Raw genomic sequence first — 26,670 nt, 5'->3', positions numbered from 1 at the left:
GGGTTAGGAGGGGTTGGTGGCGTGGGTCAGGGTTTCCCAGGCGACGAACAGGCGGTCGGTGGCGGCGGGGCGTTGGCGTTCGGTCAGGGTTTGGGTGTTCGTCATGGCGATGCCCAGGCGGGTGTTGAGGGCGTTGAAGGCCACTTCGGTCGTCGGGCCCAGGGCCTGTGTGCGGGTGCCGCCGCACAGCCAGGTCGGCATCGGTTCGAGCTGGTACCGGGAGTGCAGGCCGTAGGCGTGACGCAGGCGTTCACGGACCTCCGGCCACAGGTCCTGGCCCTGGTGGTGGGTGGTCTCGGCGATGTGCGCGGCGGCGGCCAGGCCGAAGCCGGTGTGCGCGAAGTCGCGGCACGTCTCCTGCGACAGCCCGTTCACGAACGTGGTCTGCCCGTGCCAGTACGAGACGATCTCGTCACGCGTGTCGATGCCACTGCCCGGCGGCGTGCGCGGCAGCGCTCCGTCGGTGGTCAGGTAGACGTACGCGGGCATCCGGGTCCGGAAGATCGACACGGCCTTGTCGTACACCGCCCGGTCCTCCAGGAACACCGAGATCCCGAGCGTCGCCTCCATCATGGACAGTTCCCAGTTGCCGTTCGTCGACGCACGCCCGTTGACGATCTCCGGCAGGTAGACCTCGCGCAGCATGGTCGCGAACCGGCCCGAGTTCGGCCAGTTCCCGTGCACGTGCTTGATGATCTCCGCCGCACGCGGCCACGACGAGCCCGCCCACGCGGTCTGCAACGGCGCGTTGCTGTTGGTGTGGTCACGGATCGTCGCCGACCACGCGTCCATGATCTCGATCGCCTTCGCCGCGTAACGGCCGTCCCGCGTCACGTACCACGCCAACGCCGTCGTGTACGCGGCCAACGCGTCCTCACGCTCGTCCGTGCACCCGTAGTTGGGGTTGGAGTACGACCCGCACTCCACCACCGCCCGCGGTTTCGGCACGCGTGACAGCGAGGCGAACGGGTGCGCCACCATCTGGTCGAACGCACCCCGCCACGGCTGCGCGCCCGCGTTCACCTTGGCCCGGACGAAGTCCAGTTGTCCCTTGCTCACCAACACCCCGGGGTGGGTGAACGTGGCGGGCGCCGCCGGGGACTGCGCGGGCGCCACCACCAAGCCGACCGCCACCAACGCGGCGGTGAAGAGCGATTTGCCGACCATGACCCCGAGCTTGTGTGGTCTGGACCACATTCGTCAACACCGTTCACGGTGGTGAAACGACCGCGTCGTCCGGTTCCGGCCGGGAGCGCGACCGGCCGTATCGCGAACGGCCGGAAAGCGAACGGCCGGAAAGCGGCAGCAACAACGCCGGCACGAGCACCACGACCGCCACCGCGACCACGCCGCCGAACACCCAAGCCCCGTACACGGCGAACGAGAACACCTCGCTGCCCAGCCCCGCCACCGACGTCACGGTCGCCCGCGCGTCACCGGTGATCCGCGACTGCAACCGCGCCTCCGCGCTCACCCACACCAGCCTGTACACCCCGTAGTACACCGCCAGACCCGCCAGCCCGAACGGGTGCGCGACCACGCCCAGCACCCCCAACAACACCGCCGCACCACCCAGCAGGACGCCCGACGGCAGCCGCGTCCCACCCAACGCCGCACCCGCCGCACCGGCCAACGGGATCGCCAACGTCGCCAGCGGCGCCAACGCCACCGGCACGCCCCAGCCCGCCGCGACCAGCGGGAAGTACTCCTCGAACGCGTCCAGTGCCGCCAACACCGCCACCACCAGCACGGCGAGCCGCACGTCCACCGCGCGCACGGTCTCCGCCAGCCCGGACCGCAACACGGCCAGGTAGCCCGACGGTTCCGGTCGCGGCGTCTCCGGCAGCCGGGTCGCCACCAGCGCCGCGCCGAGGCACGTCGCCACGCTCACCCACCCGACGAGCGCGAACCCGCCCGCCGAGAACAGCACCACGGCCAGCAGCGCGGCCGGGATCTGCGCCAGCAGCCCGACCGCCGTGACGCGGCCGAGCACCCGCCCGAAGTGCGCCGAAGCACCGACCGCCGCCAACCCGTCGTGCAGCAGCGCTTCCAGCGCGCCGGACGACATCGCCCCGCCCACGCCCCACAGCACGAAACCGACGGCGAATCCGGTGAACCCGGGCAGCGCGGTCCACAACGCGTACCCGGCCGCCTGGCACACGCCGGCGCCGACGACCGACCACTTCCGCGAGAACCGGTCCGCGAACGCGCCGAACGGGACCTCCGCCACGACCGCGACCGTCGACCAGATCGCGAACAGCGCGGAGACCTCGGCGTCCGACAACCCGGTGGACACGAACAGCAGCGCGTACAGCGGGTAGATCGGCACGGTGTCGGCCAGCACCGCCCAACCCACCGTCAGGCGGGCCAGCGGCCGAGCCGGGGGCGGTACGGGGCGTCAACCGAAGCGCATGGTTGGACGTTAACCCGCTCCCGGCTCGGCCGTCGCGCCGTTTTCTACCCGGCCACCGGCGACGATTCCGGAGCCGGCTCACCGGACTTCCGCCGCCGCGACCGCACGGCCGGCACGGCGTCGACCGCCAGGAACACCAGCAGGCTCAGCCCGAGCAGCGGGATGAACCAGCCGACGGCGGCGGCCACCACCAGCACGGCCACGAGCTGCGCCCGCGGCACCTTCCGCCACTGCCCGCGCGGCACCGGCCGGCCGAAGCCGGCGGTCGGCCGGCGCAGCCACCAGATCCGGTAGCCGAGGACCACCAACGCCACCAGGCCGAGCCCGACGGCCAGCAGCAGGAGCTGGTTGGGCCAGCCGAACAGCACGCCCATGTGCAGGTCGATGCCCCACCGGGTCAGCTTCGCCGCCACCGGGTAGTCGGCGAACCTCACCTGGTCCACCACCTGCCCGCCGGAGATCGCGACCGCGTCCACCTGCGTCGGCCAGGCGCGGTTGATCTCGGTGACGTTCCAGGCCATGCCCGCCATCGGCGGCACGGTGATCTCGATGAGCCCGGCGTCGATGCCCGCCGAACGGGCGTGGGTCAGCACCGAGTCGACCTCACCCGGCATCACCGGGATGGGGTTGGACATGTCGTGCCCGGCGTGGTCGCCGCCGCCTTCCAGCGCCGGCGTGGTCCAGTCGAGCGCCTGGCGGACGGCGGCGACGTTCTCACCGGCGTAGGCCGACCACGTCAACCCGGTCGCGGACAGGAACAGCGCGCCCACCAGCACGGAGAGGCCGACGGTCGCGTGCTTGCGCGTGGTCGGCTTCGTGCGCTGGGTCCGACGGCGGCTGAACCACAGGAACAAGCCGCCCAGCGCCACGACCCACAGCCAGGACGCGGCCAGCTCGCTGTAGAGCCGACCGGGCTCGCCGAGCAGCAGGTTGCGGTGGATCTGGTCGATGGTGGTGCGCAACGGCAGCACGCCGCTGGTGCCGTAGGTCATCAGCTCGCCGACCACGGCGCCGTCGGCGGGGTTCACGAACACGGTCGGCCGCGCGTCCCCGTCGGAGGCGAACAGCACGCGGGTCGTCGCGCCGGGCTCGGGCGCGGGGCGGATGGCGACCAGCTCGTCGTCCGGCCGCGTGGCCACGGCCGCCTTCACCTGCTGCGACAACGGCACGGACGACGACGACTCGGGCACGCGGAGCTGGTCGGAGTAGAGCCACGACTCCAGCTGCGGTGTCGCGGCGTACAGCACACCGGTGAGGGCGGCGATCAGCACGAACGGGCCGACGAGCACGCCCGCGTAGAAGTGGAAGCGCAGCACGAGGCCGCGCCAGGACTCGGTCATGGCGGGAACTCCTGGGTATCGGGGAATGCCACCGGTCCCGCGAGGCGGGACGGTGGTGGGGAGGTGCGGATACCTAGGAGCGGGGCGGGCCGCGACGGGGCACCGTGCGGCGGCGCAGCACCTCGGACAGGGGCTGCTGCGGGTGCGCGGCGATCGGGATGCGCAGCGGCGCGAACGCGGGCGGCGCGCCCAGCCTGCGCGGCAGCACGGCCGCGATGGCGGCGGCCAGCCGGAACACGGCCTGCTCGAAGCCCGCCAGTGCCGCGACGACGATCCCGGTGGCGACGAGGTGGGCCAGCAGCATCGACGGCGACGGGAGCACCTCGCGCGGGTGCCGCGAGAGCACGGCCAGGAACACGTGCGCCGCCACCTGCACCACGCCGACCAGGCCGAGGAGTTCGGTGAACCCGAGTTGCCGGTCGGTCAGCGGCACGCACGTCCACGCGATGGCCAGGGCGAACACCAGCACGTGCGGCAGGGACGGCAGGTGGCCGCCGCTCGCGTGGGCGAGCACGGCCAGCAGCCCGGTGGACAGCCCGACCGCGCCGCAGCGCACCACGCGCGCGGCGCCTCGGGTCGGGGCCGGTGCCACGCTTCCGCAGCGTAGTGGCCTCGTCCAGGGCGGAAGAAGAACTGATGTCCGGCACGACGACGGGCTCGCCGGACTCCGTTGTCCGGACGACCCCTATTCGTCGTCATCCGCACCGGTCGTGTGGAATGTTCCCCATTCGGGTGGAATATCGCCGGTCAGTTGTAGGGCATTCCGCCGAACGGGCTGGTGGAGAGATCCGCGGCGGTCGTGAAGACGGCGACCAGCAGGGCGGCGATGAGCACTCGGGCGATTCGCATGCGTTCTCCAGTCGACGGGGACGGGGAATTCCGGCGATTACCGTGGCAGCAGTCGGAGGGACGCGGAGCGGAATCGGTGTGAACAAACGGCTAACCAGTTGACAATCAGGTTAATAGCCACGCAATGTAACATCTTGTTAACCTGTCGTTAGCGCCGTATTCTCACGGTGTGCGTGCCGTCACCCTGCGTCTCGCCGGCCGCGAGCGCGAACTCGGCCGCCTCTCGGCGCTGGTGGACGACCTGGCCCAGGGGCGGGGCACCGCGCTGCTCGTCGAGGGCGAGGCGGGCATCGGCAAGACGGCGCTGGTCCGCGCGGCGTGCGAGGTCGCGGCGGCCCGCGGCTTCCGGGTGTGCCGGGGCGCGGGCGACGAGCTCGGCCGCGCGCTGCCGCTGTTACCCCTGCTGGACGCGCTCGCCGTGGCCCGGTCGGAGAGCGCCGCGGTCACCGCCGAACGCCTGCTGGCACGCGTGGACGACCTGTGCGCGATCGGCCCCGTGGTGCTGGTGCTGGACGACTTGCAGTGGGCGGACGAGGCGAGCATCGCGGTGTGGCGGCGGCTGGCGGGCCTCGTGCCGCAACTGCCGCTGCTGCTGATCGGCGTGCTGCGGCCGTTGCCGCGCCGCGACGACGTGGCCGCGCTGCGCAAGGGCGTGACCCGGCTGCCGCTGCCGCGCCTCGCGCCGGCCGACGTGGTGGAGGTGACCGGCCGACTGGTCGGCGGCACGCCCGACGAGGCGTTGGCGCGGCTGGCCGAGGACGCCGGCGGCAACCCGCTCTACCTGGTCGAACTGGTCGAGGCGCTGGTGCGCGGGTCCGCGATCCAGGTCGACGCCACGGGCACGGCCCGGCTGGTGGACGCAGGCGTGCCGCCGTCGCTGTCGGCCGCCATCGCGGACCGGATCGGGTTCCTCGGCGCGGACGTGCGGCGGGTGCTCGTGGCCGCCGCGCTGCTCGGCGTCGACTTCCCGGTCGCCGACCTGGCCGCCGTGCTCGGCGTGCGCGTGGTGGAGTTGCTGCCCGCGTTGCAGGAGGCGACCGTGGCGGGCGTGCTGGTGGACGGCACGGCCGGCCTGTCGTTCCGGCACCCGCTGGTGCGCACCGCGCTGTACGACGAGGTGCCCGAGGCGGCCCGGGGCGCGTGGCACACCGAGGCGGCCCGGGCGTTGGCCGACACCGGCGCGGGCGTGGACCGGGTGACCCGGCAGCTGCTCGCCGCCGACGACCGGCTGCCCGACTGGGTGGCGGACTGGCTGGTCCGGCACGGCTCGATGCTCGTCGCGCACGCGCCCGAGGCCGCCGTGGACCTGTTCAGCCGGGTCGTGGTCGCGCCGAACACCGGCGGCCGGCGCGGCGTGCTGCTGGCGCACCTGGCCGAGGCGCGGTTCCGGTTGGGCGACCACCACGGCGCGGAAGCCGTCGCGCTGGCCGGGCTGGAGCACGGGACGCTCGTCGACCTGCACTGGACGTTGGCGCAGTGCCGCAGCATGACCGGGCGTTCGGCGGAGACGTTGCTGGAGGTGGAGCGCGCGCTCGCGGCGCCGGACGTCACGCCGTCGGACCGGACGCGGCTGCTCGTGCTGGCCGCCCGCGCGCACTGGGACATCGGCCGGCTGGACGACGCCGAACGGCTCGCGCAGGCCGCGCTGGTCGGCGGCGACCGGTGGGCCACGAGTTGGGCGCTGCACGTGCGCACGATCGTCGCGATGGCACGCGGCCGGATGACCGAGGCGCTGCCGCTGTTCGACCGGGCGCTGGCGGTGGCCATGGGCGAGCCTGCGACGTCGGACCTGCGGCTGCTGCTGCAGATCAACCAGGCCGTGACGTTGGGCGAGCTGGACCGGGGCGCGGAGGCGATCGCGTCCGCGCAGGTGGTCCGGCACGCGGCCGACCAGGTCGGCAACCTCGTGCGGCTCGGGCAGGCGCAGAGCGCGCTGGGCCAGCTGTTGCTGGACGCGGGCCGGTGGGACGAGGCGCTGGTCGACGTGGACCTGCTGGCCGACGACCTGAAGCACCCGATGGTGTCGCGGTGCGACCACGGCGTGGCGGCGTTGATCCACCTGCACCGCGGTGACGCGGCGGGGGCGCGGCGGCACCTCGACGCGGCGGGCACCGGACTGGAAGGGCACGTGATCGGGCCGTTGGCGCTGGCCGTGAGCCTGTCGCTGGAGCAGGCGGGCCGGGTGGGCGAGGCGTGGTCGGTGCTGACCGGGTGGCACGGCGCGGAGGACCTGCTGCCGGACTTCGTGCGGCTGGCCGTCGAGTTGGGCGAGGACGCCTCCGCCGCGGTCGCGCACGCCGAGTCGCTGGCCGCCGAGCCGCCGACCGCGGAACCGGCCGTGCCGCACCGCCGGGCGTCCGCCGCCTACTGCCGGGCGCTGGTGTCCGCCGACCCGGTCGGGCTGCTGCACGCGGCCGAGGAGTACCGGGTGGCGGGCCGGCCGCTGTTCCGGGCCAAGGCGCTGTCGGCGGCGGCGGAGCTGTTCGCGGCGGCGGGCGACCGGACGTCGGCGCGGGCGGCGTTGAGCCACGCCGTGGACGTGCACGCGGAGCTGGGCGCGGAGTGGGACTCGACCCGGCTGCTGGCCCGGTTGCGCGAGCACGGCATCCGGCGCGGCCCGCACGCCAAGCACCGGCGGGCCACGCACGGGTGGGAGAGCCTCACGCCGATGGAGCTGAAGGTCACCGAGCTGGTCGTGTCCGGCTTGTCGAACCGGCAGATCGGGGAACGGCTGTTCCTCTCCGGCCGCACGGTGGCCACGCACGTGTCACACGTGCTCGCGAAGCTCGGGGTGCGGTCGCGCACCGACATCGCCCGCGAGGGCATCCGGCACCTGGGTGCGTCGGGCTAGTCGGTAGCGCAACGGCAGCAGGTACCACCAGAAGCTGAACCAGGCGACGATGCCCGCGGTGATCCACACGGCCGGCCACCGGCCGAGGACCACGTCGAGGATCAGCAGCAGCGCGGCGGCGAGCGCGAGCTTGAGCAGCACCAGCCCCGCCAGCAGGAGGTGGCTCGACGTGCGCACGAGCTGCGTCTTGAGCCGGCGGCGGAACACCAGGCGGTGGAACGGCGCGGGCGCGATCAGCAGCGCGGTCGAGGTCGCGCCGAGCACGAGGCTCAGCACGTAGACGTCGAGCTGGAAGGTGTTGAGGCTGCCGAACCTCGGCGTGAACGCCAACGTGAGCAGGAACGCCAGCAGCAGCTGGACACCGGTCTGCGCGACCCGCATCTCCTGGAGGATCTCCCCGTAGTTCCGGTCGATCCGCTGGAAGTGGGTCTCGTCTCCTGAGGGCACCTGCGCACCATCGCCTCCTCCCAGCCGGTTCGGGCCGAACGGTACCGGCGGGACCTGCGTGCGCCCGAGCCGTTTCCCCGTCGCGTCGGCGGTGCGGTCAGCCGTCACCTCGCGACCGGGCCCGCTCCTCCAGCAGTTCCGGCCGTCGGTCCGCGTCGAGCTCTCCGCCCGCCGCCGAGGCGTTCAGCACCGGGTTGTAGGACCCCAGCAGCGGGTCGATGCCGCTGACCGCCTCGCCGGTCGGCCGCCAGTACTTGTGGTAGTCGTCGACGATGGTGGACGTCGGTTGGCCACTGACGTACTCGGCCGCGTCGACGCCGAGGTGGGCGAGCAGGACCGGGGTGCCGAGCGGGGAAGCCAGTCCCACCACGTCGAGCAGGAACGTCTCCGGCGGCACGTTCGCCCCGCCCAGGTAGGCGAGCGTGTGGCCCATCAGGGCGCCCCAGCCCAGCGCGGTCGACACGGCTTCGAGCCCCGCTTTCGGGATGGCGCCCGCCGGACCTGCCAGCAGCGCCGCGTCGCTCGCGACGCTGAGGCCGGTGCTCGCGTCGCCGCTGACGTCGGCCAGCGCGCTGATCGTGTTCGCGTTGTCCTGGACGAGGTGCAGGGCGTGCTCGCCGAGGCCTCGTGCCGCGGCCAACTGCTCGATGATCTGCCGGTGGTCGATCGGCCCCGGCGCCTTGATCCGCTCGGCGGAGGCGGTGATCTCCGCGGCGATGGCGGATGCCAGGTCGGCGACGATCTGCTCCTGGATGCGGCGTCCGATGACCGGGGGCAGCGCGGCGGCCATGCCGAAGTTGACGAGGTTGAGGTGGACGGCGTCGCGGATGTAGTTCTTGACCCCCTCGACCTCCAGCGCGAACCGCCCGGCCCGCCCGGCGAGCTCGTTCATGTCCTGCTCGACCGCGCCGAGCGCGGCGAACACCTCGCCCAGCTTGCCCAGCAACGCCTGACCCGCCGGGTCCGGCCAAGCGCCGGCGAGCCCGCTCACGTTGGTGGACCTGAGCGCGTGGACGGCCGCGGCGGCGTCCCGCCAGCCGAAGAACAGGTCGACCGCCGCGGTCTCGTCGGTCTCCGGCCAGCCGGTGATCGCCTTGACCGCCGGCCACAGGCCCAGGGCGCTGGTCGGTTCCCCGATGGGCATGCAGAGTCCTCCCGATCAGCGCGGGAAACCCGCGGCGGCGCGCTGGTCGGCGGCCACGTAGTCGGCCACACCGTCCTGACCCGCCTTGACGACCGCGGGCACGGCGGCCAACGCGCGGTCGGCGCCCTGCTTCACGGGCTCCGGCACGTAGACCGAGCGGAACGCGTCGGCCAGCGGACCGGCGCCGATGCCCGCCTCGCCCGCGTCGATCGTGGCGCGGTGGCCGCGCCAGGCGTCGGTGGCGAGCTTGCCCTCGACGTCGATCCCGTTCAGCTCGAAGAGGGCGGCCTCGGGCGAGAGCTCGACGCCGCTCATCGGGCGCCCCGTTCGGCGGCGCGGTCGAGGGAGGTCAGGAAGGGGTCGAAGTCGAGGTCGGCCGTCTTCGGGGTGGCGTCGGCCGGCAGGAACCGGCGCACCAGCGTGAAGACCTCGGCTTGGGCGCGTGCCACCGCGCGGTGGATGGTGGCGGTGATGGTCGTCGCCAGGGCGGCGGAGTCGGCGGTCCGGTAGATCCGCGGGTCCAGGCCCAGCTCGATCACCTCGCCGCGACCGCCGACGACGGCGGTGACGAGGCCGTCGTCGGACTCGGCGGTCGCCCGGACCTCGGCCAGCTCGCGCTGGATCGTCTTCACCTCGTCGGCGAGGCGTTCGTGGTCGACCGGGTTCATTCGGCCCTCGTTCCCGTGCGGCTGCTGGGGCGTTCGAACGGAGTGTGGGTCAGGTCCCGGGCCCGTCGGGGCGCGCTGACAGGTTCCGGCCACCCGTGCGACCGGCGATGGTTGCCGCCGTGGTCGTCCGCCGCCTCCTCGGTAGCATCGAAGCCGTGACGGAGTGGGCCCGGGCCGCGATCGCGTCGCTGGAGGCCTCCCGTGCGGACGAGGAGCCGACGCCGTTGCGGCGCTTCCCCTTGCCTGGGGACGGTTCGGTCGAGCTGTTCGTCAAGGACGAGTCGCTGCGCCCCACCGGCAGCCTGAAGCACGGGTTCGCGCGTGCCCTGCTGCTGGACGCCCTGCGGCGCGGCCTGGTCGCCGAGGGCACTCCGCTGGTCGAGGCCACCAGCGGCAACCTGGCCGTGGCCACGGCGTACTTCGCGCGGATGCTCGGCCTGCCGTTCACCACCGTGGTGCCGAGGCGGACCGGCAGGGCCAAGCTCGACCGCATCGAGGCGCACGGTGGGCGTTGGCTGCCGTTCGACCCGCCGTTGGCGGTCTACGAACGGGCCGCGCGGTTGGCCGAGGAGACCGGCGGCCACCACCTCGACCACCTGGCCGCCCTGGGCGGCGCGGTGGACCGCGACGACGGGTGGAACCTGGCCGCCGAGGTGCTGCGCGACCTGGACCGGCTCGGCCGCCCCGCGCCCGCGTGGGTCGTGACGGGCGTGGGCACGGGTGCGACGTCGCGCGCGATCGGCCGCCACCTGCGCCGGCACGGCCACCCGACCAGGCTGGCCGTGGTGGACCCGGAGAACTCCGCGTACTTCCCCGGCTGGACCACCGACTGCGCCGACTACGCGACCGGCCTGCCGTCGAGGATCGAGGGGATCGGGCGGCCGCGGGTCGAGCCGCCGTTCGACGGCGAGGTGGTGGACCTGGTGATCCCGGTGCGGGACGCGGTCAGCGTGGCCGCGACCCGCCACCTCCGCGCGGTGGCCGGGTTGGTCGCGGGTCCGTCGGCGGGCGCGTGCCTGGTCGGCGCGTTCCACCTGGTGGCGGGGATGCGGGCGCGCGGTGGGAGCGGCGCGGTGGTGATGGTGCTGGGTGATTCCGGCCTGCCGTACGCCGACACGTACTACGACGACGGCTGGGTGGCCGCCCGGGGCTGGGACCTGACCGGGCCGACGGCCGCGCTGACCCGGTTCACCGAGGACGGCACGTGGCCGTGACCGGTCAGGGCGTGGTCCGGCGGTAGTGCCGCCGCACGCGCGCCAACCGGGCCTCGGCCCGTTCCTGCTGGTCCATGCCGGCCTGCACGCGCTCCCGCAGCCGGTCCGCGACGACCTCGCCCAGCGGCGCGTCGGGGTGCTTGCGGAACCACGCGGGCCGACGGTCGCGCGCGACCTGCTCGGCGTGGTCGGCCGACGCCTCGTCGGCCCGCCCGAGCACCGCGCGCAGCGCCTGGTCGGCGTGGTGCCGGTCGGCGCGGTGGGCGAGCCGCTTGCTGAGGGGGATGTTCCTGCGGGAGCTCTTGTCGTTCTCGCCGTAGGTGTTGCGGCGGTCCTTGGCGTAGCTCAGCCGCTTCTTCTCCTGCGGGCTCTTCCGCACCACCGCCACCTCTCCGTCGATCACGTCCGCCGGACGGTACCGGGGTGGCACGCCGGTGGCCGAGCGGTTTTTCCGGCCGCACGGTCATCCGACGGGGCGCTTCGAGGGCGGCGCCGCGAGAGGTTGACATCGGCGGTGGGGCGCGGATACTTAAGTAGGTGCTTAACCAAGTGTTCCACGCGCTCGCCGATCCGAGCCGGCGGTCCATGGTCGAGCGGTTGACCCTGGGCTCCGCGTCGGTCAGCGAGCTGGCGAAGCCGTTGGAGATGTCCCTCCCTGCGGTGGTCCAGCACCTGCAAGTGCTGGAGGCCAGCGGCCTGGTGCGGACCGAGAAGGTCGGGCGGGTGCGGACCTGCCACGTCGTGCCGTCCGCGTTGCGCCAGGCCGAGCAGTGGATCACCGAGCGCCGCACGACCTGGGAGAGCCGGCTCGACCGGCTCGACGACTACCTGAAGGAGCAGTCATGACCGTGGAGCACGCGACGTTCACGCTGGAGCGCGACTACGACGCGCCGCCCGCCGCGGTCTTCGCCGCCTGGGCGACCCCCGAGGCGAAGTCGCGGTGGTTCGTCGGCCCGGACGAGTGGGTGGCCAAGCCGCTGGAGCAGGACTTCCGCGTCGGCGGCGAGGAGCGCGTCAGCGGCGGGCAGCCGGGCGGCAAGGTCTTCCACTACGCGGCCCGCTACCAGGACATCGTGCCCGACGAGCGGATCGTCACGACCTACGAGATGCACATGGAGGACACGCGCATCTCGGTGTCCGTCGCCACGGTGGAGTTCACCCCCTCGGGCGGCGGCACGCGGCTCGTCTACACCGAGTCGGGCGCGTTCCTCGACGGCCACGACAGGGTCGAGTACCGCGAGCGCGGCACCACCGAGCTGCTGGACAACCTCGGCAGGGCGCTAGCAGGCGGCGGCGCGGTCGAGTAGCAGCCTGCGCTCCCGTTCGTTGCGGGTCATCCCGGCCGCCCGCTCGAACTCCTCCCGCGCCTCGGCGTGCCTGCCCAGCTTGGCCAGCAGGTCGCCGCGCACGCTCGGCAGCAGGTGGTAGCCCTTCAGCGCGGGCTCGTCGACCAGCTCGTCCACCAGTTCCAGCCCGACCGCCGGGCCGAACGCCATCCCGATCGCCACCGCGTGGTTCAGCTCCACGATCGGTGACGGCGCGACCAGCGACAACCGCTCGTAGAGGCCGGCGATGCGGGTCCAGTCGGTGTCCTCCGGCACGCGGGCACGCGCGTGGCACGCGGCGATCGCCGCCTGCAACGCGTACGGCCCGCCCGCGCCGCCCAGCGACTCGGCCTTCGCCAGCGCGTCCAGCCCGCGGCGGATCAGCAGCTGGTCCCAGCGGGCCCGGTTCTGCTCCAGCAGCAGCACGGGCTCGCCGTCGGGACCGACGCGGGCCTTGGCCCGGGACGCCTGGACCTCCAGCAACGCCACCAGGCCGTGCACCTCGGGCTCGCGCGGCATCAGGCCGGCCAGCACCCGGCCCAGCCGCAACGCGTCCGCGCACAGCGCCGGGCGCATCCAGTCGTCGCCCGCGGTGGCCGAGTAGCCCTCGTTGAAGATCAGGTAGATCACGCCGAGCACGGACGCGAGCCGGGCGTCCCGCTCGTCCTCCGCCGGCACCTCGAACGGGACGCCGGCCTTGGCCAGCGCCTTCTTCGCCCGCACGATCCGCTGCGCCACGGTGGCCTCGGGCACCAGGAACGCGCGGGCGATCTCGTCGGTGGTCAGGCCGCCGAGCATGCGCAGGGTCAACGCCACCTGCGCCTCGGTGGACAGCACCGGGTGGCACGCGGTGAACACCAGCCGCAGCAGGTCGTCGTCGATCCCACCGACTCCGGCGGCGGCGTCCGGGACGTGGTCGGCCCCGGTGTCCCGCCCGATCTGCTCGAGCTTGCGCCGGTAGTTCTGGTTGCGCCGGATCAGGTCGACGGCCCGGTTCTTCGCCGCGGTCATCAGCCACGCGCCGGGGTTGCGCGGCACGCCGTGCTCCGGCCACTGCTCCAGGGCGCTGACCAGCGCGTCCTGCGCCAGTTCCTCGGCGAGGCCGACATCGCGCACCATCCGCGCCAACCCCGCGATCAGGCGGGCGGACTCGATCCGCCACACCGCCTCGACCGCTCGACGCGCATCGGTAGCCGTCACGACCTGGAATCAGATCAGCTACCGATGCGCGTCGGCAAGCGGCGTGCCCGGTCAGCCCCGGTCAGCCCCGGGCGGCGCGGGCCTCCTGCTCGGCGCGCAGCTCGCGCTCGCGGTCCTTCAGCTCCTGCGAGGCGTTGACGAAGTCGTCCTCGGTGAAGACCTGCCGGATCTCGATCTGGGACTCGTCGCCGGTGGGGTTCGGCACCCGCTTGACCCATTCGACCGCCTCTTCCAGCGACTTGAGCTCCAGCAGCCAGAAACCGGCGATCAGCTCCTTGGTCTCGGCGAACGGGCCGTCGACCACGGTGCGCTTGTCACCGGAGAAGTAGACCCGCGCGCCCTTGGAGCTGGGGTGCAGCCCCTCGCCCGCCAGCAGCACGCCCGCCTTGACGAGCTCCTCGTTGAACGCGCCCATCGCGTTCAGCTCCGCCTCGGTGGGCTGGGCGCCGGCCTCGGTGTTCTCGTTCGCCTTCACGATCACCATGAAACGCATTTCGATCTCCCTGTCGGTTCGCCTGGCCGGTCCATCCTGGCCTCTGCAGACGCGACGAACGAGCGGGGGCGTGGATCGACATCGGGGACCAAGTTTTTTCCAAGATTTTTTCGCGGGCCGCTGACCAGTGGTTTTCACGTGATGGGCGAGCCTCCGGTCACGCCGACGACCTCGCCGGTGATGTAGCTCGACTCGGCGGAGGCCAGGAAGACGTACAGCGGGGCGAGCTCGGCGGGCTGGCCAGCGCGGCCCATGGGCGACTGCTCGCCGAAGCTCTCCACCTTCTCCGGCGGCATGGTGGCCGGGATGAGCGGCGTCCACACCGGACCGGGCGCGACCGAGTTCGCCCGGATCTTCCGGTCCACCAGGTTCTGCGCCAGGCCCTTGGTGAAGTTCACGATCGCCGCCTTGCTGGTGGCGTAGTCGAGGAGCTGGAAGGAGGGCTGGAACCCCTGGATGGACGACGTGGTGATGATCGAGGAACCCTCGGGCATGTGCGGCACGGCCGCCCGGCACAGCCAGAACATCGCGTACACGTTCGTCTTCATGACGCGGTCGAACTGCTCGGTGGTGATGTCGAGCAGGCCGCCGTCCTGCGCCATCTGGTAGGCGGCGTTGCTGACCAGGACGTCGATCCGGCCGAACTCCTCGACCGCGCGCGCCACGACGGCCGCGCAGTGCGACTCCTCCGTCAGGTCGCCGGGCACGGTGACCGCCTTGCGCCCGGCCTCCTCGATGAGCCGCGCGGTGTCGCGGGCGTCCTTCTCCTCGGAGGGCAGGTAGGAGATGAGCACGTCGGCGCCCTCGCGCGCGAACGCCAGTGCGACGGCGCGGCCGATGCCGGAGTCGCCGCCGGTGATGACGGCCTTCTTGTCGGTGAGCCGTCCCGTGCCGCGGTAGGTCGCCTCGCCGTGGTCCGGGGTGGGGTGGACGTCGTCGGTCAACCCCGGGTACTTGATCGGGTTCTCGGCCATGCCCCCAGGGTGCCCAGGCGGGTGCGCTCTGAACACGCCTGAGGGCGCGCCTCCGGGTGGAGGCGCGCCCTCGTGGTGCGTGCGGGGGTCAGCGGCGCAGGGCGCGCTGGACCGTGAAGGCGCCCGGGCCGAGGACGGCCAGCAGCAGGAACACCCAGCTGTAGACGGCGGCCAGCTCGCCCATGTTGTGCATCGGCAGCAGGGCCTCCGGCTGGTGGACGGTGAAGTAGGCGTAGGCCATGACGCCGGACAGCACGAACGCCGCCGGGCGCGCGGCCAGGCCGACCAGCACCAGGACGGCGCCGACCAGTTCGATCACGCTGCCGTACCAGCCCGGCCACGAGCCGAACGGGACGGCGGTGCCCTGGCCGTCGACGCCACCGAGGAACCCGAGGCCCTGCAGGCCGTGCAGGCCGAACAGGAACGACACGACGACGCGGAAGGCGGCGAGCACCAGGTCGTTGCGCCTGGTGGTGGCGGTGGTGGTCTGGGCGGCGGCGCGGCGGGTGTCGGTCGTCGTGGTCATGTCGGGCTCCCCATCTCGTGGTCTTACTCACGCGACGAACGGGGACCCCTCCGGATCGACACGTCCGCCGAACTTTTTTCCGGGAAGTCGAGACGGAGGGTGAAACGGCTGGTCGGGGCCGGTAGGCGTTGGCCGCGGCGGAAGAAGCGGACCCGGCGCGGGTCGGCCGCCTCGGCGCGCACGGCCGCCAGGTCGGCCTCGCCGGGCAGCCGGGCGACCGACGGGCCGGGCCGGTGGTCGAGCGGCGGTGGCGGTGGGTGGTCGTCGTCGGGCAGGGCAGGGCGGTCGACGCGGCACGCGATCAGGCCCGGCGTGTCGGGGACGTCCAGCGGGAACACCGGCGCGGGCCAGACGTAGTCGAGGTCGTCCGGGACGTCGGGGAACAGCGGGCGGTAGTGGTCGGGGTCCTTGCGCAGGAGCGCGGACCGGTGGCTGCGGTGCAGGTCGTCGTCGCCGAGCCAGGGCGGGAGCAGCCCCTCGGCCAGGCACCACGACCACGTCGGCTCCCGGCCGCCGGTGTAGTCGAGGAACGCGGCCCGCAGGCCGTCGCGGTGGCCGCGCCGTCGCCACTCGTCGCACACGGCCACGCCGTAGGCGACCAGCGCGGGGGTGAAGCCGCGCCACATCAGCACCGCGGGGTGCCGCTTCCAGCCGTACTCGGGCCAGACCAGGGCGCGCAGGATCTGGGCGGTCTCCACGCGCTGCTTGCCGAGCCGCCGCGAGTCGAGCACGGCGGCGCTGCGGGCGAAGGTCGCGCACGGCAGGAACGTCTGCACACCGGCCGGCTACCCCGCGTGCGGCCGGTCAAGCGCGCCGGTCGCCAGGACTGGCAAAAGACCGGTGGGCTGTTAGCCTGCGGCGGTGGAGTTCAAGCGCGCCCGGCGGCCGGAGCAGGTGGAGCAGCGGCGGCGCGCGATCCTCGACACGGCGTGCGCGATGCTGCGGGAGCGGTCCGTCGCCGACATCAGCCTGCGCGAGCTGAGCGACCGGGTCGGGCTCGCGAAGTCGAACGTGCTGCGGTACTTCGACAGCCGGGAGGCGATCTTCCTCGAGGTGCTCGACCAGGAGTGGGGCGCCTGGCTGGACGAGGTCGAGGCGGCGGTGGCGCCCGCCGTCGACGCGGAGGAGGTGGCGACGGCGATCGCGACGACGTTGCTGCGCCGCCGGTTGTTGTGCGAGCTGGTCAGCGGCATGGGCGGGGTGCTGGAGCGCAACATCCCGGTGGACTTCGCGCGCGTGTTCAAGCGGCGGGCGCACGCGCACACGACCCGGTTGGCGGAGATCGTGCGGGCGAGGGTGCCGGTGCTGGACGAGGCGGCGGCGCGGCACTTCGCCCGCGCGGTGCTGGTCATGACGGCCGGCCTGTGGCCGCACGCCAACCCGACGGACGCGGTGGCGCAGGTGATGCGGGAGCTGGGCGGGCCGCCGGCGGGCGAGCTGGTGCGGGAGGGCCTGACGGAGGGCCTGGTGAACCAACTGGTCGGCCTGGTGGCCCGGTCCTGACCCGCGGAGGCCTTAAGGTTCGACGTCGTGAAGGCACTGGTGGTTCGCGGTGGTTGGGACGGGCACTCGCCGGTGGAGGCGACCGACTCGTTCCTGCCGTTCCTGCGCTCGTCGGGGTTCGCGGTGGACGTGTCGGACTCGCTGGAGGTCTACGACGACCGCCTCGGCGGGTACGACCTGATCGTCCAGTGCTGGAGCGACGGCGTGCTGACCGACGACCAGTTCACGTGCCTCGAAGCGGCGGTGCGGGGTGGGACGGGGCTGGCCGGGTGGCACGGCGGCCTGGTCGACGCGTTCCGCCACTCGCGCGGCTACCTGAGGTTGGTCGGCGGCCAGTTCGTCGCGCACCCGGGTGATTTCGTGGACCACCGGGTGGAGATCACCTCGACCCACCCGATCGTGGCCGGGCTGGAGGGGTTCGACCTGCGGACCGAGCAGTACTGGGTGCTGACCGACGGCCTCAACGACGTGCACGCGACCACGACCTTCGCCGCCGCCGAGCCCTGGCACGCGCCGCTCACCGTGCCCGCCGTGTGGACCCGCCGCTGGGGCGCCGGCCGCGTCTTCGCCTGCACGATCGGCCACCACCCCGCCGACCTGGACCTGCCCCCGGTCCGCACCCTGGTCGAACGGGGCCTCCTCTGGGCCACCCGCCCCTGACCGCCGCGAGAGTCCTACGTCCACGCCGCGAGAGTCCTACGTTCAGAAGCGGTGAATTCAACCCTCGCGTGTCGAACCTTCAGGACCCGCGTGTCGAACGCTCAGGTCCCGCGTGTCGAACCTTCAGGACCCGCGAGTTCAACGCCCGGGACCCGCGTGTCACCCGCCCGAGTCGGCCAGCGCGGCGGGCTCCGAGTCGGCCAGGTTCTCCGGCAGCCTGAGCCCCTCGTGCAGCGGCACGAGCTCGGACTGCAGCACGAGCGCCGCACCGCCGATCGCGGACGCCGTGGCGGCCGAACGGGACAGCCTCACGTCGACGCCGTGCGCCGCGCGCGAGAAGAACGTGCGGTCCAGCTCATCGCGCACCACGGGCAGGTAGACCGACCCGGCGATGGCGAAGCTCGGCCCCGTCAGCACCAGGACCTCCAGGTCCATGACGTTCGCCAACGTCCGCGCCGCCACCGCGATGTACCGCGCCGACCGCTCCAGGATCGCCAACGCCGACGGGTCGCCGCGCCGCGCCGCCCGGCTCACCGCCGCGAAGTCCGACGACACCGACCGCGACCGCCCGGTCAGCCCCGCCGCCCCGGCCAGCTCCGCGTCCGCCCGCGCCGCCGCCACCACCGCCGCCGGCCCCGCCAGCACCTCCACGCACCCACGCGCGCCGCACCAGCACTGCGGCCCGTCCGCGTCCACGCAGATGTGGCCGATCTCCCCGGCGTTGCCGCTGCTGCCGCGGTAGGCGATGCCGTTGATGATCAGGCCCGCGCCGATGCCCGTGCCCATGTACAACGCCGCCGAGATCGCCGTCCCGCCGATCGCGCCCGACCAGTGCTCGCCCAGCGCCGCCGCCGTGGCGTCGTTGTCCAGCACCACCGGCAGGCTCGTCTCCCGCTCCAGCTCCCGCGCGAGCGGGAAGTCCTCCCACTTGCGCATCGACGGCGGGGTCAGGCCCATGCCGGTGTCCGAGCTGAGCGGTCCGGGGGAGACGAGGCCCAGGCCGAGCACGCGGTTGTGGTCGACGCCGACGCCGTCGATCAGGCCCTTCACCTCGGCCGCCATCCGCGCCACCACGGTCCGCGGTTCCGCCGCGCCCGCGCCCGCCCTCGAAATGCGCGCCACGACCGAGCCGCCGAGATTGGTCAGCACGTACGTGATGCCCGCGTGGTCCAAGTGGACGCCGACGGCGTAGCGGGAGGAGTGGTTGAGCTGAAGCAGGACCCGTCGCTTGCCGCCGGTCGACTCGGCCCGCCCGGTCTCCACGACCAGGCCCTCGTCGATGAGCTTGCGGACGACCGTCGAGATCGTGGCGCCGGTGAAACCGGTGGCGTTGATCAGGCCGACGCGGCTGATCGTGCCCGCCGCGCGGATCACGTCGAGCACGGCGGACTTGCTGCTCGCGTGGTGCGTCGCCCGCGCCGGTCCGCTCACGTGGTCTCCCGCGTCGTCTTAGTTCGTTCGTTGGCCGAAGAGTAGCAACTTGACCGGTAGATGACGCGGAGGTGTTGACTTCGTTTCTTCGATGACTTAACAATCTGCCTCAACGCGGGACCGCGGCCGGTCTCGGGCCACGAGAGGAATCGACGATGTCCCTGAAGGCAAGGCGCTTCTCACGGGCGCGCATGGCGGCGGCCGGGCTGGCCGCGATCGCCACGCTGGCGACCGCGTGTGGTGGATCGAGCGCGGGCGGTGACGCGAACAAGGACACGCTGATCGTGTACACCGGCCAGTCCGGTGACTGGCAGCTGAACTTCAACCCCTTCTCGCCCACCCAGATCGAGGGCCCCGGCACGATCTTCGAACCGCTGTTCTTCTTCAACAACATCCGCGACGTCGAGCCGCGCCCCCGCCTGGGCAAGAGCTTCGAGTGGAACGCCGACGGCACCCAGCTCGACATCGAGCTGCGCGACGACGCGAAGTGGACCGACGGGCAGAAGTTCACGGCCAAGGACGTCGTCTTCACCCTCGACATGGTCTCCAAGAACCCGACCATGAACAGCACGGGCTACAAGGGCGTGGCGACCGCGGTCGACGACACGCACGTGTCGATCAAGTTCGCCGAGCCGTCCTACATGGAGGGCCCGCAGGTCCTCGGCAAGATCTTCATGGTCCCCGAGCACAAGTGGAAGGACATCGCGACCCCGTCGACCGATGTCATCAAGGAGCCCGTCGGCACCGGCCCGTTCATGCTGGACGAGTTCAAGGCCCAGGCGTTCACGCTCAAGTCGAACCCCGGCTACCACTCCGGTGAGCCCGCCCTGAAGAAGGTCCGCTACCTGGCGCTGTCGGGCAACCAGTCCGGCGAGGCCGCGCTGAAGGCCGGCCAGATCGACTGGCAGACCGGCCCCGTCCCGGACATCGCCGACGTCGAGAAGAACTACCCGGGCTACAAGGCCATCACCATCCCGATGAACCAGGTCGCGCTCTTCACCTGCTCCAACGCCGCCCTGGGCTGCCAGGGCCCGCAGACCGACGTGGCCGTGCGCAAGGCGATCTACTACGCCCTCAACCGCACCCAGATCAACTCGCTCGCGTTCGAGAACACCGCCAGCGAGGTGTCCCCCGGCGCCGCGCTCCTGGAGCGCGACAAGGACCAGATCTCCTCGAAGCTGAAGGAGAAGACCGCGCCGATGCAGCCGGACGAGGCCAAGGCCACGCAGCTGCTGGAGGCCGCCGGCTACACCAAGGGCGGCGACGGCGTCTACGCCAAGGACGGCAAGCCGCTGACCATGACCCTCAAGGTCGTCGCCGGCTGGACCGACTACATCACCGCGGTCGACACGATGTCCCAGCAGCTGCAGAAGGTCGGCATCAAGGTGACCGCGCAGCAGCTGTCCTGGAACGAGTGGTCCGATGCGCGTGGCCGCGGCAACTTCGAGCTGCTGATCGACTCGCTGCACCAGGGCCCGGCGCCCGACCCGTTCTACAACGCGTCCTACTTCTTCAGCACCGCGACCACGGCCAAGGTCGGTGAGACGGCCAACCCGAACTTCTCGCGGTTCTCCGACCCGCAGGTCGACGCCGCGCTCGCCGGGCTCAAGGGCGTCGACCCGGCCGACGACGCCGCCCGCCAGCCCTACCTGGACACCATCCAGACCAGGATCGAGGAGTCGATCCCGTACATCCCGGTCCTGACCGGCGGCACCACCAGCGAGTACAACGCCAAGAAGTTCACCGGCTGGCCGACCAAGGACGACCTCTACGCGTTCCCGGCGGTCTGGGCGCGCCCCGAGGCGTCCGAGATCTACCTGAAGCTCAAGCCGGCCGGCCAGTGAACGACTGATCGAGGCGAATAGGCGGACCGATGAGGTACTACGCCCGAAAGTTCGCGTTCTACCTGGTCGCCCTCTGGGCGGCGCTGACGCTGAACTTCTTCATCCCGAGGCTCATGCCGGGCAACCCGGTGGACATCCTCATGGCGAAGCTCGCTCAACGCGGCGGAACCGTGGACCCGTCGGCCCGCCGGGCGTACGAGCTGCTGCTCGGCACGAACAGCGGCGAGTCGCTCCTCAACCAGTACATCTCGTACCTGGGCAACATGTTCCGCGGTGATCTCGGCATCTCGGTGAGCAGCTTCCCGACACCGGTGTCCGAGATCATCGCGGGCGCCCTGCCCTGGACCTTGATGCTCGTCGGCATCGCGACGTTCCTGTCGTTCGCCCTCGGCATCGTCCTGGGCACGTTCGTCGGCTGGCGGCGCGGCACCTGGCTGGACAGCCTGGTGCCCGCCACCACCGTGCTCGCCGCCGTGCCGTACTTCTGGCTGGCCCTGATCCTGGTCGCGGTGCTGTCCTCGGCGTGGGGCTGGTTCCCGCTCCAGGGCGGCTACGACGTCATCCTCTCGCCGGGCTGGAACGCCGACTTCATCGGCTCGGCGATCTACTACGGCACGCTGCCCGCGTTGACCATCGTGATCTCCTCGGTCGGCGGCTGGCTGCTCGGCATGCGCAACATGATGGTGTCGGCCACCGCCGAGGACTACGTCCTCACCGCCAAGGCCAAGGGCCTGCGCGACTCCCGGATCATGATCAAGTACGCGGCCCGCAACGCGGTGCTGCCGTCGGTCGCCGGTTTCGCGATCTCCCTAGGTTTCGTGGTGGCCGGCTCGATCATCACCGAGCAGGTGTTCTCCTACCCGGGCATCGGGTCGAAGCTCCTGCAAGCGGTGCAGAACAACGACTACGCCCTCATGCAGGGCATCTTCCTGGTCATCACGGTCGCCGTGCTCGGCGCGAACCTCGTGGTCGACCTGCTCTACGCCGTCATCGACCCGCGCACCCGCGTCAGCGGCTGAGAAGGGGAACGGACACCGTGACGAACCTCAGTGCTGTCACCGTCGAGGCCCCGCGCGGGCGGGCCGGGTGGCGGTCCATGCTGCCGCGCTGGTCGCCCAAGCTCGGCGTCGGCCTCGTGCTGATCGGCCTGATCACGTTCATCGGCGTGATCGGCCCGCTCCTGGTCGGCGACCCGAGCACGATCCGGGACCTGGGCCTGGCCGCGCCGGGCGGCGAGTTCTGGCTCGGCACCACGCAGACCGGCCAGGACATCGTGGCGCAGCTCGCCCACGCCACCAGGGGCTCGCTCTACATCGGCCTGCTCGTCGGCGTGATGGCGACCGCCCTGTCGGCGCTGTTCGGCATCGTCGGGGCCTACATCGGCGGGTACGTCGACGAGGCCTTCTCCCTGTTCTCCAACGTGATGCTGGTGATCCCCGGCCTGCCGCTGGTGATCGTCATCTCCGCGTTCGTGCCCGCCGACCAGCGCGGCTCGTGGACGATCGCGGTGGTGCTCGCGATCACCGGCTGGGCCGCGTCGGCACGGGTGCTGCGCGCCCAGACGCTGTCGCTGCGCAACCGGGACTACGTGGCCGCGGCCAGGGTCTCGGGCGAGAAGCCGTGGCGCGTCATCACCGTCGAGATCCTGCCCAACCTGCTGCCGCTGCTGGCCTCGCAGTTCGTGTTCTCGGTGATCTACGCGATCCTGAGCGAGGCGGGCCTGTCGTTCCTCGGCCTGGGCGCGTCCAACTCGTCCACGCTCGGCACGATGCTCTACTACGCCCAGAACGGCTTCGCGCTGCAACGCGACGCGTGGTGGTGGTTCGTGCCGCCGGGCCTGATCATCGCCCTGTTCGGCTGCGGCCTCGCGCTGATCAACTTCAGCATCGACGAGATCATCAACCCCAAGCTGCGCGACATCCCCCGCCGCACCAAGGTCGAAGCCTCCCGCACGCCCGAACCCGTCGAACGCACGGACGACGACGTGGTGCTCACCGTCAACGACCTCTCCGTCGTCTACCAGGTGGAGAAGCCGGTGCACGCGGTCAAGGACGTGTCGATCACGCTGCGGCGCGGCGAGATCCTCGGCCTGGCCGGTGAGTCCGGCTGCGGCAAGACCACGCTGGCCTACGCGATCAACCGGCTGCACCGGCCGCCGGCCGAGGTCACCTCCGGCTCGGTCACGTTCCACGACCGCGAGGGCGACGACGTCGACGTGCGGGCGCTCACCCCGGGCGAGCTGCGGGCGTTCCGCTGGTCCAAGCTGTCGATGGTGTTCCAGGGCGCGATGAACGCCCTGAACCCCGTGATCACGGTCCGCGCGCAGCTCGACGACGTGCTCACCACGCACCGCCCGGAGATGACCAAGGAGCAGCGCAGGGCCAAGTGCGAGGAAGTGCTCAAGCTGGTCGGCGTCGACGTGCGGCGGCTGAGCTCGTTCCCGCACGAGCTGTCCGGCGGCATGCGGCAGCGCGTGATGATCGCCATGGCACTGCTGCTCGACCCGCAGGTCATGATCATGGACGAGCCGACCACCGCGCTGGACGTCGTCGTGCAGCGCGGCATCCTGCGCGAGATCCTGCGGCTGCGCGACGAGATCGGCTTCGCCGTCCTGTTCATCACCCACGACCTCCCGCTGCTGCTCGAACTCGCCGACCGCATCGCCGTGATGAAGGACGGCGAGGTCGTCGAGTACGCCACCGCGCAGGACATGTTCGAGCAGCCCGCGCACCCCTACACCCGCCAGCTGCTCGACTCGTTCCCCAGCCTGACCGGCGAACGCGGCTCGTTCGTCCGCTCCGGCGAGCAGATGACGCCGGTCGACCGGTCCGGCGAGCCCACCCCGTCCGGAGGCGTCCGATGACCACGTTGGAAGCGCGCGAGCTGGTCAAGGACTTCCACGTCCGGGTCGGCCTGCGGCGGGTGCGGCTGCGCGCGGTGGACAACGTCTCGTTCACCCTCACGCCCGGCCGCACGGTCGCGCTGGTCGGCGAGTCCGGCTCGGGCAAGTCGACCATCGCCCGGATGATCGCCCGCCTGGAGAAGCCCAGCGACGGCGCCATCACGCTCACCGGGCCGGACGGCGCGAAGGTGCCCGAACGCGCGTACCGTGACAACGTGCAGATGGTGTTCCAGGACCCGTTCGCGTCGCTGAACCCGTTCCACACCATCGAGCACCACCTGGCGCGGCCGTTGAAGCTGCACGGCCGGCCGCACGGCTGGGACGACGTCGTGCAGCTGCTGGAGCGCGTGTCCCTGCCCGGCCGCGACATCGCCGGACGACGGCCGCACGAGCTCTCCGGCGGCCAGCGGCAGCGGGTGGCGATCGCGCGGGCGCTGGCGCCGGGCGCGAAGGTGGTGGTGGCCGACGAACCGGTGTCCATGCTGGACGTCTCCATCCGGCTCGGCGTGCTGAACCTCATGGCGCGGTTGCAGCGCGAGGAGAACCTGGCCGTCCTCTACATCACGCACGACCTCGCCACCGCGCGGCACTTCTCCGACGACATCCTCGTGCTCTACAAGGGGCGCGTCGTCGAACGGGGGCCGGCCGACGACGTGATCCGCAACCCGCAGCACCCGTACACCAAGATCCTGGCCTCCGCCGCGCCGAACCCCGAGGCGCGCGGCCGTGCCGTCGAGATCGACCCGGCGGACGTGGAGCGGGCCGGCGCCGCCGCGGCGTACGACCACAACACCGGGGCGTGGGAGGAAGTCGCCACATGACCCTCACCTGGTCCACCGGTGCGATCAGGCTGCTGCTCGCGCACGGGGACGACCGCCCGGTGAGCCTGCTCTCGCTGCGCCCCGACGGGCCGGTCGAGGGCATCGGGGTGCCGCTGGTCGAGGTCCAGGCCATCGGGCACGGCCGGTTCCCCGGCAGCCACCGCTACGCCGACACCACGATCGGCGCACGCCTGCGCTACCGCTCGCACGCCGCGTCGGTGGACGAGCTGCGGGTCGTGCAGCACGACCCGGAGAGCGGGCTGGTCGTCACGTCGGTGTTCCAGGGCGTGGCCGGCGTGCCCGCGGTCCGCACGTGGACCGAGGTGGCGGTCGAGGGCGAGCCGGTCCACCTCCAGGCCGTGACGTCGCTGTCCACCGGGGCGTTCCTGGTGGACTCCGGCCGTTCGGTGGACGAGGTGGACCTCGTGCACGCCGACTCCGACTGGGTCGCCGAGTCGCGCTGGCACCGCACGCCGCTGCGCGAGGCGGGCCTGGTGGCGATGGACCCGACCGTGCACCACCACGCGTCGCGCAGCCGGTTCGCGCTGACGTCGCGCAGCTCGTGGTCCACGGGCGAGCACCTGCCGACCGGCGTGCTGGTGGCGCGGGACGACAGCTGGGCGCTCGCGTGGCAGATCGAGCACAACGGCGCGTGGCACTTCGAGGTGGGTGAGACCGTCGCCGGCGCGTACCTGGCGCTGCTGGGGCCCAGCGACGGCGAGCACCAGTGGGGTCGCGTGGTGTCCGAGGGCGACGGCTTCACCACCGTGCCCGTGTCGGTGGCGATCGCCGCCGGTGGCGTGGACGAGGCGTTCGGCGCGTTGACGCGGCAGCGGCGGGCGACGTTGCGCAACCGGCGCGCGCCCGAGCTGCCGGTGATCTTCAACGACTACATGAACACCCTCATGGGCGACCCGACCACGGAGAAGCTGCTGCCGCTGGTCGACGCGGCGGCCTCGGTCGGCGCGGACTACTTCTGCGTCGACGCCGGCTGGTACGACGAGGACGGCAAGTGGTGGGACAGCGTCGGCGAGTGGAGGCCGTCGCGGACCAGGTTCCCCCGCGGTTTCGGCGAGGTCGCCGACCACATCCGGGCGCGCGGGATGGTGCCCGGCATCTGGCTGGAGCCCGAGGTCGTGGGCGTGCGCTCGGCGCTGGCCCGGTCGTTGCCGGACGAGGCGTTCTTCCAGCGCCAGGGCGCGCGGGTGGGGGAGCACGGCCGGTTCCACCTGGACTTCCGGCACCCCGCGGCGGTCCGGCACGTGGACGAGGTCGTCGACCGGCTGGTCGGCGAGTTCGGCGTCGGGTACCTCAAGCTGGACTACAACATCATGCCCGGCGCGGGCACCGACGTCGGCGGTTCGGCGCCCGGCGACGGCCTGCTCGGGCACAACCGGGCGCACCTGGCGTGGTTGGACGCGCTGCTGGCCCGGCACCCGGGCCTGCTGGTGGAGAACTGCGCGTCCGGCGCGATGCGGATGGACTACGCGATGATGTCGCGCCTGCACATCCAGTCCACCTCGGACCAGCAGAACCCGTTGCTGTACCCGCCGATCGCCGCCGCCGCGCCCGCGTCGGTGCTGCCGGAGCAGGCCGGGAACTGGGCTTACGCGCAGCCGGGGATGACGCCGGCGGAGGCCGCGTTCACCCTGGCCACCGGGGTGCTGGGTCGCCTGTACCTGGCCGGCCGGGTCGACCTCATGGACGCGTCGCAACGGGAACTGGTCGCCGAGGCGGTCACTGTCCACAAAGGACTGCGGTCGGAGATCGCCACGTCGGTCCCGTTCTGGCCGCTGGGCCTGACCGGCCGCTCCGGACCGTGGGTGGCGCAGGGGCTGCGCGCGGCGGCGAACAGCTACCTGACCGTGTGGCGGCTGCCCGACGCCCCGCCGGCCGTGGACCTGCCCGTGCCGCACCTGCGCGGACAGGACGTCACGGTGTCCCCGGTGTTCCCGGTGACGTCACCGGAGTGGGCCTTCGGGTGGGACGCGGCGCGAGGGGTGCTGCGTGCCACCCACGGCGGCGCCACGCCGTCGGCGGTCGTCGTGCGGCTGGGTGCCTGAGG

The 26,670-nt window shown here is 72.3% G+C and carries 26 protein-coding genes; 11 read left to right on the top strand and 15 right to left on the bottom strand.

The genetic code is table 11. The features are described from left to right. Window positions 1–3: 3 nt before the first annotated feature. The 4 genes from LNK82_RS39395 to LNK82_RS39380 all read right to left on the bottom strand — a co-directional run bounded on the left by LNK82_RS39395 (window position 4) and on the right by LNK82_RS39380 (window position 4,345). Window positions 4–1,167, bottom strand: a complete 1,164-nt coding sequence (locus LNK82_RS39395; RefSeq protein ID WP_230571964.1) for an alginate lyase family protein — start codon at window positions 1,165–1,167, stop codon at window positions 4–6. A gap of 43 nt (window positions 1,168–1,210) precedes the next feature. Beyond that, window positions 1,211–2,344: an MFS transporter gene (locus tag LNK82_RS39390; protein WP_230571963.1), complete on the bottom strand. Its 1,134-nt coding sequence runs from the start codon at window positions 2,342–2,344 to the stop codon at window positions 1,211–1,213. A gap of 113 nt (window positions 2,345–2,457) precedes the next feature. Then, window positions 2,458–3,753: a PepSY-associated TM helix domain-containing protein gene (locus tag LNK82_RS39385; protein WP_230571962.1), complete on the bottom strand. Its 1,296-nt coding sequence runs from the start codon at window positions 3,751–3,753 to the stop codon at window positions 2,458–2,460. A 73-nt stretch (window positions 3,754–3,826) separates the two neighbouring features. After that, window positions 3,827–4,345, bottom strand: coding sequence for a hypothetical protein (locus tag LNK82_RS39380; protein ID WP_230571961.1), 519 nt, complete (start codon window positions 4,343–4,345; stop codon window positions 3,827–3,829). 426 nt (window positions 4,346–4,771) lie between these two features. On the opposite strand from LNK82_RS39380, the gene LNK82_RS39375 reads away from it, so the two are divergent. Further along, window positions 4,772–7,453, top strand: a complete 2,682-nt coding sequence (locus LNK82_RS39375) for an ATP-binding protein (protein WP_230571960.1) — start codon at window positions 4,772–4,774, stop codon at window positions 7,451–7,453. On the opposite strand, the gene LNK82_RS39370 is transcribed toward LNK82_RS39375, so the two are convergent. The 4 genes from LNK82_RS39370 to LNK82_RS39355 form a co-directional block, all read right to left on the bottom strand. Then, window positions 7,370–7,900, bottom strand: coding sequence for a DUF6328 family protein (locus tag LNK82_RS39370; protein ID WP_230571959.1), 531 nt, complete (start codon window positions 7,898–7,900; stop codon window positions 7,370–7,372). The genes LNK82_RS39375 and LNK82_RS39370 overlap by 84 nt on opposite strands. A 97-nt stretch (window positions 7,901–7,997) precedes the next feature. Then, the gene (locus tag LNK82_RS39365) at window positions 7,998–9,044 is read right to left on the bottom strand and encodes a WXG100-like domain-containing protein (protein ID WP_230571958.1); all 1,047 of its coding nucleotides are present in this window, start codon (window positions 9,042–9,044) and stop codon (window positions 7,998–8,000) included. 15 nt (window positions 9,045–9,059) lie between these two features. Continuing rightward, complete coding sequence (locus LNK82_RS39360; RefSeq protein ID WP_230571957.1) at window positions 9,060–9,359, bottom strand: hypothetical protein; 300 nt, start codon at window positions 9,357–9,359, stop codon at window positions 9,060–9,062. Next, window positions 9,356–9,712: a YbaB/EbfC family nucleoid-associated protein gene (locus LNK82_RS39355; protein ID WP_230571956.1), complete on the bottom strand. Its 357-nt coding sequence runs from the start codon at window positions 9,710–9,712 to the stop codon at window positions 9,356–9,358. Before LNK82_RS39355 ends, LNK82_RS39360 begins: the two co-directional genes overlap by 4 nt. Before the next feature lie 155 nt (window positions 9,713–9,867). Between LNK82_RS39355 and LNK82_RS39350 the strand changes: the two genes are divergently transcribed. Beyond that, window positions 9,868–10,926 (top strand): PLP-dependent cysteine synthase family protein, encoded by a 1,059-nt coding sequence (locus LNK82_RS39350; protein WP_230571955.1) that lies wholly within the window; start codon window positions 9,868–9,870, stop codon window positions 10,924–10,926. A 4-nt stretch (window positions 10,927–10,930) separates the two neighbouring features. Here LNK82_RS39350 and LNK82_RS39345 read toward each other — a convergent pair whose 3' ends face one another. Next, window positions 10,931–11,329, bottom strand: coding sequence for a hypothetical protein (locus LNK82_RS39345; RefSeq protein WP_230571954.1), 399 nt, complete (start codon window positions 11,327–11,329; stop codon window positions 10,931–10,933). Window positions 11,330–11,463: 134 nt separating this feature from the next. Between LNK82_RS39345 and LNK82_RS39340 the strand changes: the two genes are divergently transcribed. After that, window positions 11,464–11,772 carry an ArsR/SmtB family transcription factor gene (locus tag LNK82_RS39340; RefSeq protein ID WP_308257457.1) on the top strand — a complete coding sequence of 103 codons (309 nt, stop codon included), beginning with the start codon at window positions 11,464–11,466 and terminating at the stop codon, window positions 11,770–11,772. Next, window positions 11,769–12,233 carry an SRPBCC family protein gene (locus LNK82_RS39335; RefSeq protein WP_230571953.1) on the top strand — a complete coding sequence of 155 codons (465 nt, stop codon included), beginning with the start codon at window positions 11,769–11,771 and terminating at the stop codon, window positions 12,231–12,233. The genes LNK82_RS39340 and LNK82_RS39335 overlap by 4 nt, the downstream gene beginning before the upstream one ends. Here LNK82_RS39335 and LNK82_RS39330 read toward each other — a convergent pair. From LNK82_RS39330 to LNK82_RS47295, 5 genes are all read right to left on the bottom strand, one after another. After that, window positions 12,207–13,451 carry an RNA polymerase sigma factor gene (locus LNK82_RS39330; RefSeq protein ID WP_230571952.1) on the bottom strand — a complete coding sequence of 415 codons (1,245 nt, stop codon included), beginning with the start codon at window positions 13,449–13,451 and terminating at the stop codon, window positions 12,207–12,209. The two genes, LNK82_RS39335 and LNK82_RS39330, sit on opposite strands and share 27 nt — an antisense overlap. Window positions 13,452–13,512: 61 nt before the next feature. Continuing rightward, a complete protein-coding gene (locus LNK82_RS39325) occupies window positions 13,513–13,944 on the bottom strand; it encodes a YciI family protein (RefSeq protein ID WP_230571951.1) in 432 nt (143 codons plus the stop codon). A gap of 134 nt (window positions 13,945–14,078) precedes the next feature. Continuing rightward, a complete protein-coding gene (locus LNK82_RS39320) occupies window positions 14,079–14,918 on the bottom strand; it encodes an SDR family oxidoreductase (protein ID WP_230571950.1) in 840 nt (279 codons plus the stop codon). Window positions 14,919–15,006: 88 nt separating this feature from the next. Beyond that, complete coding sequence (locus LNK82_RS39315) at window positions 15,007–15,444, bottom strand: DoxX family protein (protein ID WP_230571949.1); 438 nt, start codon at window positions 15,442–15,444, stop codon at window positions 15,007–15,009. A 23-nt stretch (window positions 15,445–15,467) separates the two neighbouring features. Next, on the bottom strand, window positions 15,468–16,220 hold the full coding sequence (locus LNK82_RS47295; RefSeq protein ID WP_308257456.1) for an MSMEG_6728 family protein: 753 nt from the start codon (window positions 16,218–16,220) through the stop codon (window positions 15,468–15,470). A gap of 85 nt (window positions 16,221–16,305) precedes the next feature. On the opposite strand from LNK82_RS47295, the gene LNK82_RS39305 reads away from it, so the two are divergent. Continuing rightward, the gene (locus tag LNK82_RS39305) at window positions 16,306–16,947 is read left to right on the top strand and encodes a TetR family transcriptional regulator (protein ID WP_230571948.1); all 642 of its coding nucleotides are present in this window, start codon (window positions 16,306–16,308) and stop codon (window positions 16,945–16,947) included. Window positions 16,948–16,974: 27 nt separating this feature from the next. Next, window positions 16,975–17,607, top strand: coding sequence for a ThuA domain-containing protein (locus LNK82_RS39300; protein ID WP_230571947.1), 633 nt, complete (start codon window positions 16,975–16,977; stop codon window positions 17,605–17,607). A 159-nt stretch (window positions 17,608–17,766) separates the two neighbouring features. Here LNK82_RS39300 and LNK82_RS39295 read toward each other — a convergent pair whose 3' ends face one another. Further along, window positions 17,767–19,038: an ROK family transcriptional regulator gene (locus tag LNK82_RS39295; RefSeq protein ID WP_230571946.1), complete on the bottom strand. Its 1,272-nt coding sequence runs from the start codon at window positions 19,036–19,038 to the stop codon at window positions 17,767–17,769. 155 nt (window positions 19,039–19,193) lie between these two features. On the opposite strand from LNK82_RS39295, the gene LNK82_RS39290 reads away from it, so the two are divergent. From LNK82_RS39290 to LNK82_RS39270, 5 genes are read left to right on the top strand one after another with little or no spacing between them, the layout of a single operon-like run. Then, window positions 19,194–20,882: an ABC transporter substrate-binding protein gene (locus tag LNK82_RS39290; RefSeq protein ID WP_230571945.1), complete on the top strand. Its 1,689-nt coding sequence runs from the start codon at window positions 19,194–19,196 to the stop codon at window positions 20,880–20,882. Between the two features lie 29 nt (window positions 20,883–20,911). Then, the gene (locus LNK82_RS39285; protein WP_230571944.1) at window positions 20,912–21,901 is read left to right on the top strand and encodes an ABC transporter permease; all 990 of its coding nucleotides are present in this window, start codon (window positions 20,912–20,914) and stop codon (window positions 21,899–21,901) included. A gap of 17 nt (window positions 21,902–21,918) precedes the next feature. Then, window positions 21,919–23,745, top strand: a complete 1,827-nt coding sequence (locus LNK82_RS39280; RefSeq protein WP_230571943.1) for a dipeptide/oligopeptide/nickel ABC transporter permease/ATP-binding protein — start codon at window positions 21,919–21,921, stop codon at window positions 23,743–23,745. Beyond that, a complete protein-coding gene (locus LNK82_RS39275; protein ID WP_230571942.1) occupies window positions 23,742–24,605 on the top strand; it encodes an ABC transporter ATP-binding protein in 864 nt (287 codons plus the stop codon). Before LNK82_RS39280 ends, LNK82_RS39275 begins: the two co-directional genes overlap by 4 nt. Continuing rightward, complete coding sequence (locus tag LNK82_RS39270) at window positions 24,602–26,668, top strand: glycoside hydrolase family 36 protein (RefSeq protein ID WP_230571941.1); 2,067 nt, start codon at window positions 24,602–24,604, stop codon at window positions 26,666–26,668. The genes LNK82_RS39275 and LNK82_RS39270 overlap by 4 nt, the downstream gene beginning before the upstream one ends. Window positions 26,669–26,670: the final 2 nt, after the last annotated feature.

The sequence above is a fragment of the Saccharothrix luteola genome (assembly GCF_020859565.1).
GTDB lineage: Bacteria > Actinomycetota > Actinomycetes > Mycobacteriales > Pseudonocardiaceae > Actinosynnema > Actinosynnema luteola.
The sequence above is the reverse complement of the archived record's forward strand: the minus strand, read 5'-3'. Positions and strand labels throughout refer to the sequence as shown.